This is a genomic window from Paracrocinitomix mangrovi, assembly GCF_019740355.2.
GTDB classification, from domain to species: Bacteria; Bacteroidota; Bacteroidia; order Flavobacteriales_D; family Crocinitomicaceae; genus Paracrocinitomix; species Paracrocinitomix mangrovi.
In genome coordinates, this window is the sequence record NZ_CP091819.1 from 2,543,062 (window position 1) to 2,556,835 (window position 13,774).

Sequence of the window (13,774 nt, forward strand, 5' to 3'; positions counted from 1 at the left end):
CTAAGGTTGAAATCTTATATCAGTCTATCAGACGAGTATTTAAACGGTTTCTAAATATGCCTCTATTGGTGTACAGCTACAAATAAGGTTTCTGTCACCATGTGCATTGTCAACTCTACGTACCGGAACCCAGTATTTATTGGATTTCAGGTAAGCTAATGGATAAGCAGCTTTTTCTCTTGAATAGCTATAATTCCAATCATTAGCAGTTACAACCAATGCCGTATGAGGTGAATTTTTCAATACATTATTTTCCTGGTCTAAACCTTGAGTTTCAATCTCTGTAATTTCATTTCTAATTGAAATCAAAGCTTCAATGAAACGATCCAATTCAGCTTTATCTTCACTTTCAGTTGGTTCAATCATCAAAGTTCCGGCAACAGGGAAAGACACTGTAGGAGCATGGAAATTATAGTCAATCAATCGCTTAGCAATATCTGCAACTTCAACACCTGCAGTTCTTTTGAAATCACGACAATCAACAATCATTTCATGCGCAACTGTTCCGTTTGTTCCGGTATATAATATTGGAAAATGATCTTTTAACTTAACTCTTAAATAGTTGGCGTTAAGGATAGCATTCTCAGTAGCTGCTTTTAATCCATGGGCACCCAACATTTTAATGTAAGCATATGAAATTAAAAGGATCAAACCACTACCATAAGGAGCAGCTGAAATAGCATTGATTGCTTTATCTCCACCAATACCATCTACCATAGGACTTCCTGGTAGGAAAGGAACTAGGTGTTTAGCCACACCGATTGGTCCCATTCCAGGTCCACCACCTCCATGAGGAATGGCGAATGTTTTATGCAAGTTCAAATGACAAACATCTGCCCCAATGTTACCCGGATTAGTTAATCCTACCTGAGCATTCATGTTGGCACCATCCATATAAACCTGACCACCATTGTCATGAATAATTGAAGTAATCTCCATAATGGCTTCTTCATAAACTCCATGAGTTGACGGATAAGTTACCATCAATGCGGCTAAATTATCTTTATGTTCAACAGCTTTTGCTTTTAGGTCTTCCACATCAATGTTTCCATTTTCGTCACAAGCAGTTACCACTACTTTCATTCCGGCCATTACAGCAGAAGCAGGGTTTGTACCGTGTGCAGAAGAAGGAATCAAGCAAATATCTCTGTGATGATCACCATTAGCTTCATGATAAGCTTTAATCACCATTAAACCTGCATACTCTCCTTGAGCACCCGAGTTTGGCTGTAAAGACATTCCGGCAAAACCGGTAATTTCACATAAATCTGCTGACAATCCATCCATTATTTCTTGATATCCAGTCCATTGATCTTTAGGAGCAAATGGATGAATATTTGAAAATTCAGGCCATGACAAAGGCATTAATTCTGCAGCTGCATTCAATTTCATGGTACATGAACCCAAAGAAATCATTGAATGTACAAGTGACAAATCTTTGTTCTCCAAGCTTTTTAAATACCTCATCATCTTAGTTTCAGAATGATGTGTATTGAAAACGTCATGTTGTAAAATCTTATCAGATCTGTGTAATGCTGATGGTAATGGACATTTTTCTCCAGACCAATTAACAGCATCCAAAGATGGAGCAGATTTACCTGTTACATCAGCAAAGAAACTCAACAAGTTGTGTATTTGAGCCTTTGTGTGTGATTCATCAAATGAAATAGAAAATGAACCATCAAAATAATTGATATTCAATTCGTAATCTGATGATTTTTGTTGCATTTGCTCTACAGTTCTACCTGCAGGTAATTCAAAATGCACTGTATCATAATATTGTCCATTCAGTGAAACCAATCCCATTTCTGACAATTTCTTTTCAACATAAATTGCCTTTTGATGGATATCTACTGAAATTTCTTTCAAAGCTTTTGGCCCGTGGTAAACAACATACATTCCGGCCATTACAGCTAACAAAGCCTGAGCCGTACAAATATTTGATGTTGCTTTATCTCTTTTAATGTGTTGTTCACGTGTTTGAAGCGCCATTCTCAATGCATAGTTTCCATCTGCATCAACAGAGATTCCAATGATTCTTCCCGGAAGGTTTCTTTTATATTCTTCTTTAGTTGCGAAATATGCTGCATGAGGACCTCCAAATCCCATTGGCACACCAAATCTTTGTGTGTTTCCAAAAACCGCATCTGCACCAACCTGACCAGGAGCTTCTAATACAACTAAGCTCATTAAATCAGCTGCAACACCGACTTTAACTTCATGTTGATGTGATTTAGCAATAAAATCACCTAGACTTTCAACTTTCCCGAACTTATCTGGGAACTGAACAATAGCACCAAAATATTCTGCAGAAGGAACAAAGTTCTCTGGAGCATCAACTACTAATTCAATGTCCATATTTTTTGCTCTACCTTCAATTACATCAATTGTTTGAGCAAAACAAGAACTAGAAACGAAAAACTTTTTTACATCATTTTTCTTTTGATCTCTGCTTCTTGCATTATAGAACATGATCATTGCTTCAGCCGCCGCAGTTCCTTCATCCAATAATGAAGCATTGGCCATTTCCATTGCCGTCAACTCCATTACCATAGTTTGGAAATTCAACAAAGCTTCTAATCTTCCTTGCGAAATTTCTGCTTGATAAGGCGTGTAAGCCGTATACCATCCCGGATTTTCGAAAATATTTCTCAGATTCACAGGAGGCACAAGTGTCCCGTAATATCCTTGTCCGATAAAGTTGTTGTAAACCTTGTTTTTTGATCCAACACTTTGGATGTGATCAAGGTACTCATGCTCTGTCATAGCCGGAGCCAAATTCAAAGCCTGCTTCAATCTAATTTGTGAAGGAATGGTTAGGTTTACTAACTCATCAATATCCTTCACTCCCACTGCTTTCAACATTTCAGCTTTCTCTGCTGAACTTGTTCCTATGTGTCTGTCTTCAAATATCATTTAAGCGCTAAATTTTGAGGTATACAAATATACACAGATTGATACCATATAAGATTGGCCAAATTAACATTCTTTATTGAATTGTTAGATTTTCAGTGAATGTTATTTAGATTAGATAATTTTATAACACTGATACCCACCTTAAATAGGTTTATTTAGGCAATTAGCCCTACATTTGTTAAGTATGAAAGTTACCTTCTATATCTTACTATTGTTTTTGAGCGTTAATGGATTGGCTCAAAGCGGCCAAGATTCTTTATTACTGTTAAACGGTAAATCGTATAAAGGAAAAATTGAAGGCATCACCAACATAAATGGTGAATCGGTATTGAAAATGTCAACCAACCTGGGAAAAAAGAACAATAATCGATATGATTACTTTGGAACCTATAGAATTTACTCTTATACAAAAGACGGCAAAGACACCGTGCTTTACCAACCAAATGAAAGTTTAGGCGATTTTTTAAGTGTGAAAGAAACCAAAGATGTAACAATTGGAAGTTATGATGCAAGAAAAACATTTAAGCCACATGTGCCTTTTTGGACAGGAGTAGGAATTGGTTTTGCATCTTCATTATGGGATACCTATCTAACTAAAAAATCAGCATACGATACCACTTTAATTACACAAAAAGAACCCGGATTTTTTAAAAGTAAACCTTCTGTATTCCCATTTTTTGTCCCGGTTGTTTTATCTGTTTCATGGTCTTTTCCCACATTCAAGTTGAGACAAAAAAAGATGATTCACACTGAGTATATTAACAATGAAAACTATTATCGCGGTTATCACAGAATTGCCAAACAAAAAAGAATGTTGGGTGCACTTGTTGGAGGAGTATCGGGAATTATTTCAGGTATGATTGTATATTATGCCGTCCAATAGCACATGCTTAAAAGTGTCATATCATTCATAGTTTACTCCAATTTGTGGATCAGTCTTGGCGCATCATCTTTCTGTATTCTTTATTATCAACTAAGATCAATTGACATTGATTGGATACTGACTTTATTTGTATTCTCTTCAACATTAATCACCTACAATTTTCAACGTTATTTGAAATTAGTTTACAATGAAAACATCCAGGGAGCTAGAATGATATGGATGCAAAACAACAAAAACCTGGCAGCTTCCTTAATGGTAGTAGGTGGAATTGGAAGTGTTGTTTTTTGCATCAATATTAGTTGGATTTCACTATTACTTTTAATTTTTTCTGGGTTGATTTCGTTCTTGTATGCCTTTAAATTTAAACTGGGGAAATTCTCCAGCAACCTTAGAGATATTCCGGGGATTAAAATTTACCTCATATCAGTAGTTTGGGCCATAAGTTGTTGTATTATTCCGGCTGTAGAATCACAAACGTTGGACTTTAATGGCTGGCTGATTTGCACTGGTTACTTTTTGTTTATACTTGGGATTACCATTCCGTTTGACATTAGAGATATTGATCATGATGATAATGAAAAACATACGATTCCTCAAATGATAGGTGTTTTTTGGTCTAAAATTGTAGCGATTATCGCTGTACTACTTAGTTTAATTCTCATGGAATACCCCGACTTTGATAGCACAGGATTGTTGGTATCGATAATAATGACAACAGTAATTATAGCCTTGAGTAAAAAAAAGAGAAACGAACTTTTTTATTCTTTCTTCATGGACGGTACACTACTACTTTTGCCTATAGGTATGGTTTTATTACCTTGACCATACTTTATATCCTACAGAGAAAAATATGGTGGTGAAGTCTCTTAGCATAAAACCATCCATATAAGAAAGGGAAGTTACAGTAGACATACCCAAAGAGAATCGATCAATTGTAGCTACTAAACCTAGTTTAAAAGTTCCATAATGGAATTTAATTTTGTCAGGAGATTGCCAATTGGACATGTTTTTATCAGGACTAAACTTAGAAGTTACCTCATCAGGTGAATTAGATAAATCAACATTTATTGGACCATCTGAATAAGTTAAAATGTGATCACTAAATTCTGTGAAATAATAAGCCTCTTCAACATCCATAGTCAAAGATGTTTCGTTGATTCCGGGAGGTTGATTAACAAATCCTTGAAACTTGTGTGCCATTGCTGTTAAACCAACACCTACAAGCAATCTCATATCAAAAATATCACGGTTGATAAACTTAAAGCCTAAAGTAGGTTCAAAATGGAATAAATTAAATCCTTTTCTATAAGCGCCTGCCAGCAATCTAGGAGATGAGGCAGTATTGACATAGAAATTGTTGCCGGCGGTATCTGTTGCAATAGTTGCAGTTAGTTCAGTTGTTTCAATATCACATTTTAATGATGAATATCCAATAGACATCTCTAACAACCATCTTTTTCCGAAATAATAGGAACCATAAATATCAAATTGACTTGACCATCCGATTCTTTTAATATCTCCAAACTGAATCATTTCCACGTTTCTGCCCTGGTAGATATTTCCTCCACTTTCAACCAGTCCTGAATCAATTTTCATCACACTTAAAAATTGAGTAGAATCTCCATAAAAAGTAGATAAATCATTAAAGCCTCTTCTATTAAATCTTATTCCCAAATCAAATTTATCCTTGGTTCTTTTAATATTAGAAACCTCCTGTCCAATTTTAGTGACATCATCCAGATGGATTTTATTTCCAAAATCTTGTCTGAACAAGTCAACCCCAACGTTGAATCCAAATGAGTACAATTGGTCAAATGCTGTATAATCATTTAGGTATACAATTTTAGAGTTGTCATACGGAGATACCGGAAATGAAAATTGAAAACCCGTTTGAAAATAGGCAGACAATCTAAAGCGATACAATTCAACACCAGCAACGAAATTCCAATAAGACGAAAACTCTGCAAAATCATTTATTGCATGATTGATAGCGCTTTCATCCCTAATAAATCGGTTTGAAAAATCCAGATAATCATAACTCTCTTTTCGGTACTTACCTTTAAAAGTAAATCCTGTAGACAAGAATGGTTTGATACTTTTATGTGGTAAAAATCGATAACCATAATTAACTGTCAAAGCCAACAACTGAAATCTTTGTGTGTAAGAAATATTGGATTCAAAATTCTGCTTTGCAGTTTCTATGTAGTTGTTATAGTCGGCCGTATCCACATTTGTAAAACCGTCAGCAATTGCCTGGGCTTCAAAATCGCTATAGGAACCATAATATTGCGTATAAAAGCTTTCATTATAGTTGGCAATACCATCCATTTTAAGGGTGTTAAAGCTGTTGGATAATTTAAAATCAAAGAAATGTCTGCGTCTATTAATTCTGAAATAAATGGGAATCTCAAAATTGTTTTCCATTGAAAACTCATTGAAATATACATCCATTGTATCTCCATAGATATCTAATACAGAAAGGCTTTTACCATCATCTGTATAAACTGCTCCAATATCCCATTTTTTAACACGATTTTGATTGATCTGTGCTTCTACCCCAAAGTCAATTCTGTTTTGAGAAAAACCGACAAATGCTAGATACAAAAAGGAGAAAAGTAGGAGTTTTTTCATATTACATTATTCTAAAATCATTGTTGAGATTTTCTACCCTTGAAGTTGGATTTTGCTTCCCTTCTGACATCTTCACAACTTCCTTATAAATGTATTTTTGCAGTTCAGAAAGCATGATCACTCTATCTCCATTCAAATCTGCCTCTTTTTGTCTCAATCCTTTCAACAAGCTATAAGTAAACACACCATTGTTCCACTCATCACCTTCAATCGCAAATTCTGCTCCTCCTGCCGAAGAAATAACCGTTGAACCGTTATTTAATCGCATATCCGCAAATAAAGATTGTGACAGTTCAAAACTGTTGATATCGTATTTGTTTTCAACTGTTAAGTCACCTGATCTAAAAATAATTTCTTCATGATCATCTGTTTCAATTACATTTTGAATTACCTCATCTTTATCAATTTCTCCGGAATGACAGGCATCTAAAAACATCACTTTTTTTCTTGATTTAGATGCATCCATGATCTCTTCAAATAATTCATAAGGAATTCCCTTTTCTGAAGGATTGGTAAAATCCATATCATGCGAAGCGTAGTAATAGTCAAGCTTTGCATCCAACACCCCATGTCCGGCAGCAAAAAATATCAAAACATCATTTTCACCTGATTGCCCTGCAAAATCTTTTAATGCCTGAACGTTTTCAAGCGTTACTTCATCATCTGTCAACAGCTTTGTTTGTATGTATTGCAAATCCAAAATCTTCTCTAATCGAAACAAATTGACAATGTCATGTGCATCCTTTTCTGCATACTTCAAATTGTATTTTTCTTGCTGGTATTTTGAAACTCCCAAGGCAATTAAATACATCTGAGATTTGGCTTTTTTCTGATGAGATTCAATTTCAATAGTTTGTTTATAGGAAGAAACGCCATGTTCATTCGTGGCATAAATTTGAATAGTATTTGTTCCGGGATTTAACTTGATGTTATGTTTACCTTCATACGTATTGCCGGACAATTTTTTACCAAACCTGCCAAATTCAGGAACCCCATTTACTCTAATATGCAATCTATCTAATTCATGATTAAAGTCCTGACAATTTATCTCCAAATCAAGTGATTCAGATTTTTTGGTTCTGATAAGTTCCCTATTTACAATCATATCAGGAAGTTCCTGCATCATATCAATATCTTCTTCATTGATTCCAAGCTTTTTTAATCTTTTCAAATAAGCCGCATAATATGCCATGACATATTGATCATCAAAATAAGGAAGTGATTTAGCAACAATATCCGGTCGATTGTATTTCAAATCAAATTGATCAAATGAATAAAGTCGATTATTGAGTTTGAATCCAATATATTCCAATGCATTCTTTGAAGCAAAATAAAACCCTGATTTGTCCAGATAAACGAATTGACCATCACCGAAAGCTCCATAAACAGTTAGTAAATCACCTGTTGAAATATCCCAAAAGCGAATCATCCCATCCCAACTTGCAGTTGCTACATAATTGTACACCGGGTTGATTGCAACAGAAGTGACCAAATCTGAATGGCCGGTTTTAAGTTGATGAATAACTTTATTGGTCTTTAAATCTGTGATAAAAAGCACATCTCCTTTAACTTCTGCACGAACCTGGATACTGTCATTTTCAGTAATTAGCTGTGTTTTATCTACGAAATAAAACTCATTGTGATAAATCTCTTTTTTCAGATCCTTGATGTACTGATCAATTTTCTCTGATTGGTTTTTAACCTTGTCCAATTCCAACAAGTTTTCTTTAGCATACCAATACAGTTTATACTCTTCAACTTTATCAAAAGCACCTTCATGAACGAGAGAATTAATAGTGTAAAGCGTATTAAAAACTATTGTGTCTGCTCCAACTTCTTCTATATTTTCAATTGCATACCTACTGAAATTTGACAGAATTTGTGATTTAGGCCGCATGATATTGACAATGGTCGTATTTGAAATCAGATTAGTTTTTCTAACACTTCCATTATTGAAGGCAATTACAATTGTTGAACCGTCTTTTGTAAATGCAATATCATTGATTTGCTGTACTCTTCCTTTTAGCGATTTTGTTACCTTATTTGTTTCTAATTCCCAAATAACTACAGTGCTGTTTTGGCCACATGTAGCAAGAAGTTTACCGTTATTTGAAAGCGTAATGTCTTTGATTTTACCATGCTGCATTTTGTATTTACCCAAACTCTTCCACTTTCTTTTTCTATTAACAATTTGCACGTTTCCGGCATTATCAGCCAAAAACACTTTATCCTTATTAAATTCTACTGCATTTATGGAATTAAGCATCCAGTCTGTTGAAGCAGATTTTCTTTTACGACTTGCTATGGTGTATTCTACAACACGACCATCATTGGTCGAGAAAAACAACTTTTCATTTTTTTCAAAATCAATGTCTTCTGCGGCACTAACAAATTTTCTTATCAGCTTTTTTTCCTTGATGTTAATGAGATACATGAAATATTCATTGGCCCCACCAAAAGCTATTAATTCTGCATTTTCAGAAATACCTATTGCCGTGTAAAGTTCTTTTGCTTCAAAATCAAGCTCCTCAACTGCATAATCTTTCAAATCAACAAAAGACAGTTTTTCACCACCAACAATCAAGCGGTTATTTGTATGATCTAACAATACTGTTCCAAGTGGATAATCAAACTTAATTTTCTTTTGAATAGACTCGCCCAAAAGATTCCATACTATTAAAGTAGAATCATGAGATACAGAGTATAGGTTTTTACCGTCTTGAGATATTGAAATTCCAGTAACAGGCTTAGAATGTGCCAGTAATACTCCAAATTGTTTGGAAGTCAGCAGATCCCAAATAACTATTTTATGATCTGCACCCGCCGTAATTACTCTTTTATCATCCGGAGTAAAGATGACTTCATTAATCATTCCTGCATGACCGGTTTGAACGGTCAATTGAACATCCTGACTATGCGCAGACGCAGCGTAAAAAACTAATATTAGATATAACCACCTCATTTAGCTTCACTTCCGGTTCTAATATAAGCAATTTGAGGTTTATCTGTTTGGATTGCAACTATTAACCCTGAAACAAGGTGTCTAGTGCGTCACAAAAATCTGCGGCAACTTGATCTAAAACCTCAACCGTGTGAGCAGCAGAAACAAATCCAACTTCATATCCAGAAGGACCAAGATAAATTCCTTTGTCTAACAAAATGGCGTATAGTTTTTTGAAATCTTCCATAGATTCAGCTCTAATTTCAGCTGCACTTCTAATTGCCTCGCTATCAGAAAAGGCCAACCAAAATATAGATCCAATTGAAAACATTTCAAAAGTATATCCTTTAACAGCCGCATGAGCATTGATTTTTCCCACAAAAGCTTGTGTTCTAGCTTCTTGATCTGTGTAGAAATCGTTTTTTAAACATTCTGATAATTGTGCGATTCCGGCCGCCATTGCTACAGGATTTCCGGATAAGGTTCCTGCTTGATATACATTTCCCATTGGGCTGATATGATTCATGATTTCATTTGAAGCTCCATAAGCCCCAACAGGTAATCCTCCACCAATAATTTTACCATAGCTGATAATATCCGGTTGAATATCATACAACTCTGCTGCTCCGGAAAATGCCACTCTAAATCCAGAAATCACCTCATCAAAAAACAACAAAATGCCATTTTCAGTACATACTTTTCTCAAAAATTGTAGATACTCCTTCGTTTGAATCAACAATCCATTATTTGCAGGAATTGGTTCAATGATAATGCAAGCAATCTCATCTTTATATTTTGAGATAGCCTCATTCACGGCCGCTTCATCATTCAATGGTAAAACAATTGTTTCTTTTGAAAATGACTCAGGAACACCGGCACTTGATGAGGTACCAAAAGTTGCTAATCCTGAACCTGCCTTAACTAAAAGTGAATCTGCATGACCATGGTAACAACCATCAAACTTGATAATTTTATCTCTCCCCGTGAAACCCCTCGCTAATCTAATCCCTGACATCACAGCTTCTGTTCCACTGCTTACAAATCTGATTTTATCAATGAAACGGTTATTACTTAAAATTAAATCACCCAGTTCATTTTCTAATTTTGTAGGCGCACCAAATGAAGTTCCATTTTGCAAAGTTTCTTCAATTTTGGTACGAACTTTAGGATTGTTATGTCCTAAAATAAGCGGACCCCAACTACAACAAAAATCGATAAACTCATTATCATCTTCGTCCCATATTCTACATCCATCACCTTTTTTGATGAACAATGGAACCCCATCTACAGATTTAAATGCCCTAACTGGAGAATTTACTCCACCGGGAAATAAGTTTTTAGCTTTATTAAAGAGTTGTTCAGAATTTTGTCTGTTGATCATACCGTTTATTTGATAGTTCGTATCTTTGTGGTCAGCTCAAAAAATGCCTCGATAAAGATTGGGGCACAAATTTAATAAGAATCAAGATGGAATAGGGATGTAAATTGCACATCATTCCAACAATTGTGATAAAATGACCATGATAGCGCAAAAAAATTCTATTCAATATGCGGAGAATTTGGATCAACAAGATCCTCTAGCTCATTATCGCGAAAAGTTTTACATCCCTCAAATCAATGGAGAAGACAGTGTTTACTTTACTGGAAATTCATTGGGACTTCAGCCAAAATCAGTTAAAGATTATTTACAACAAGAATTAGATGATTGGGCCAAATATGGTGTGGAAGGGCATTTTGATGCTAAGAAACCATGGTTTGCCTATCATGAATTTCTAACTCCTAAAATTGCAAAAATTGTAGGTGCCTTAGATTCAGAAGTAGTTGTTACACATAGTTTAACTACTAACCTGCATTTATTAATGGTAAGTTTTTACCGCCCTACAAAGGAAAGATTTAAAATAATCTGTGAGGCAAAAGCTTTTCCATCAGATCAATACGCTTTAGAATCTCAAGTAAAATTTCACGGTTTTGATCCTAAAGACGCCATTGTAGAAATTGCACCAAGAGAAGGTGAACACACAATTAACGAGGAGGACATTTACAAAGCCATTGAGGAAAATGCTGACTCTGTTGCACTTGTAATGTTTGGAGGTGTAAACTACTATACTGGACAATTATTTGACCTTGAAAAAATTACAGCTGCTGGTCACAAAGCTGGTGCAGTAGTTGGATTTGATTTAGCCCATGCAGCCGGAAATGTGATTTTAAAACTTCATGATTGGGGAGTAGATTTTGCTGCTTGGTGTTCGTACAAATATTTAAACTCAAGTCCGGGTGGAGTATCGGGTATGTTTGTTCATCAAAAACATGAATATAAACCAGAATTACCGAGATTTGCAGGATGGTGGGGTTACGACAAAGACACTAGATTTTTGATGGAACCCGGTTTTGTTCCAATGAAAGGAGCAGAAGGTTGGCAATTGAGCAACGCTCCTATTTTAGGAATGGCCGCTCATTTAGCATCACTAGACATTTTTGACGAAGTAGGTATGGAAAAATTGAGAGCTAAAAGCGATCAATTAACGGCATATTTAGAAGAAATAATTGACGACATATCTGCCAGAAAAGGGCATTTATGCGAATTTGAAATCATCACACCAAGAAATCAAAAGGAAAGAGGAGCTCAACTTTCAATATTGGCCCATGGTAAAGGAAAGGCCATGTTTGACTCACTCACAAAACAAGGTGTAATTGCAGATTGGAGAGAACCCAATGTAATTAGAATTGCACCTGTTCCTCTTTATAATTCATTTGTTGATATTTATAAATTTGGTGAACGCCTTGAAAAGGCAATAGAAGAATAGGTTATGGAACCTTCATATGATCCGCAATTTTTTGCACACTATTTATCAGGACAGGCGACAGAAATGAAGCCCATGGTAAACTTAATGGCACAGGTATTTGTTATTTTGGTGGCTGGAATTGTGCTATGGAGGATAAGTGCCGTATTCAGCAAAAAAACCAAACAGAGAAGACAAAATATCTTTGCTGAATCTAAATTTCAAAATTGGAAAAACAACCGTTAATGGAAAAAAATGCAATTATAGTTGGAGCCGGTTTAGTTGGCTCGTTATGGGCAGTATATCTAGCAAAAGCCGGTTATAATGTTAAAATCTACGAAAAGAGATCTGATATTAGAAAAGCAGAAATCTCAGCTGGTAAATCTATCAATCTTGCACTTTCTACCAGAGGATGGAAAGCGTTAAAAGAAGTAGGTGTAGACGTAGAGATTGAACCAATTGCAATTCCTATGTATGGCAGAATGATGCACAGTTTGGAAGGAGAGCAAACTTTTCAACCATACGGAAAAGAAGATCAAGCTATTTTCTCTGTTTCAAGAGGTGATTTAAATGCTAAAATGATGGACATTGCTGAAGAGCATGGAAATGCCCAAATCTTTTACAACCACTCTTGCATAGATGTAGATTTAGAAAACGGCATTGTATATCTAGAAAATAAAGAAACTGGTGAAACTGTTAAAGATAAAGCAGACGTAATATTTGGAGCAGATGGTGCCTTTTCTGCCATTAGATACAATGGACTGCAAAAATTAGACAGATTTGATTATTCACAAGATTATATAGATGATGGATATAAGGAATTATTACTTCCAGCCAATCCAGACGGATCTTATAAATTGGATAAAAACGCTTTACATATTTGGCCAAGAGGCAGATTTATGTTGATTGCTTTGGCCAATGATGATGGATCATTTACTTGCACTTTGTTTATGCCTTTTGAAGGTGAAAATTCCTTTGAAGCCCTAAAAACTGATGCAGATGTAGATAGATTTTTCAAAGCTACTTTCCCTGATTTTTATGAAATGTTTCCAGAATTAATTCAAAGCTGGCACGATCATCCACTGTCTTCTTTGGCTATAATTAGATGTTATCCCTGGACGCATGGTAAAGTTGCTTTGATGGGAGATGCTGCACATGCCACAGTTCCTTTTTACGGGCAAGGCATGAATGCTGGGTTTGAAGATTGCACAGTATTGTGGAATTTGATGCAAAAACACAAGGAAGATTGGCCTAAAGTTTTTGCAGAATATCAAACTAACAGAAAACCAGATGGTGATGCTGTTCAAGATTTGTCTGTTCAAAATTATTTGGTGATGAGGGATTATGTAGGAGATAAAACCTTTTTATTGCAAAAGAAAATTGAAGCCAGGTTTAGCAAACTGTACCCAGACAAGTGGATGCCGTTATACAGTCAGGTATCGTTTTCTTCAATCCGTTATTCAGAAGCCTGGAATGCCGGAGTGAAGCAAGACGCCATCATGAAAAAAGTAATGGATCGTCCGGATATTGAACAAGTTTGGGATAGTAAAGAAGTTGAGAATGAGATCCTTCGTTTACTTGAAGCGTAAAATTTCGTAACTTGTTAAGCTAACCGGCCTTATT

8 protein-coding genes are annotated in these 13,774 nt (G+C 35.4%); 4 read left to right on the forward strand and 4 right to left on the reverse strand.

The window, feature by feature from the left end; all coding sequences use genetic code 11:
* Window positions 1-39 precede the first annotated feature (39 nt).
* A complete protein-coding gene (gcvP, locus tag K6119_RS11740; protein WP_221831912.1) occupies window positions 40-2,916 on the reverse strand; it encodes an aminomethyl-transferring glycine dehydrogenase in 2,877 nt (958 codons plus the stop codon).
* A gap of 184 nt (window positions 2,917-3,100) precedes the next feature.
* Here gcvP and K6119_RS11745 point away from each other — a divergent pair, with 184 nt between their 5' ends.
* Both K6119_RS11745 and K6119_RS11750 read left to right on the forward strand, forming a co-directional pair.
* Window positions 3,101-3,799 (forward strand): hypothetical protein, encoded by a 699-nt coding sequence (locus K6119_RS11745; RefSeq protein ID WP_221831914.1) that lies wholly within the window; start codon window positions 3,101-3,103, stop codon window positions 3,797-3,799.
* A gap of 3 nt (window positions 3,800-3,802) precedes the next feature.
* Window positions 3,803-4,621 (forward strand): UbiA prenyltransferase family protein, encoded by an 819-nt coding sequence (locus K6119_RS11750; RefSeq protein ID WP_221831916.1) that lies wholly within the window; start codon window positions 3,803-3,805, stop codon window positions 4,619-4,621.
* On the opposite strand, the gene K6119_RS11755 is transcribed toward K6119_RS11750, so the two are convergent.
* From K6119_RS11755 to hemL, 3 genes are all read right to left on the reverse strand, one after another.
* Window positions 4,613-6,430, reverse strand: a complete 1,818-nt coding sequence (locus tag K6119_RS11755; RefSeq protein WP_221831919.1) for a hypothetical protein — start codon at window positions 6,428-6,430, stop codon at window positions 4,613-4,615. The two genes, K6119_RS11750 and K6119_RS11755, sit on opposite strands and share 9 nt — an antisense overlap.
* 1 nt (window position 6,431) lies before the next feature.
* The gene (locus tag K6119_RS11760) at window positions 6,432-9,392 is read right to left on the reverse strand and encodes a caspase family protein (protein ID WP_221831921.1); all 2,961 of its coding nucleotides are present in this window, start codon (window positions 9,390-9,392) and stop codon (window positions 6,432-6,434) included.
* Between the two features lie 61 nt (window positions 9,393-9,453).
* A complete protein-coding gene (hemL, locus tag K6119_RS11765; protein ID WP_221831923.1) occupies window positions 9,454-10,752 on the reverse strand; it encodes a glutamate-1-semialdehyde 2,1-aminomutase in 1,299 nt (432 codons plus the stop codon).
* Between the two features lie 139 nt (window positions 10,753-10,891).
* Here hemL and kynU point away from each other — a divergent pair, with 139 nt between their 5' ends.
* Window positions 10,892-12,175, forward strand: a complete 1,284-nt coding sequence (gene kynU / locus K6119_RS11770; protein WP_418889081.1) for a kynureninase — start codon at window positions 10,892-10,894, stop codon at window positions 12,173-12,175.
* Window positions 12,176-12,396: 221 nt separating this feature from the next.
* Window positions 12,397-13,740: an FAD-dependent oxidoreductase gene (locus K6119_RS11775; protein WP_221831925.1), complete on the forward strand. Its 1,344-nt coding sequence runs from the start codon at window positions 12,397-12,399 to the stop codon at window positions 13,738-13,740.
* Window positions 13,741-13,774 lie beyond the last annotated feature (34 nt).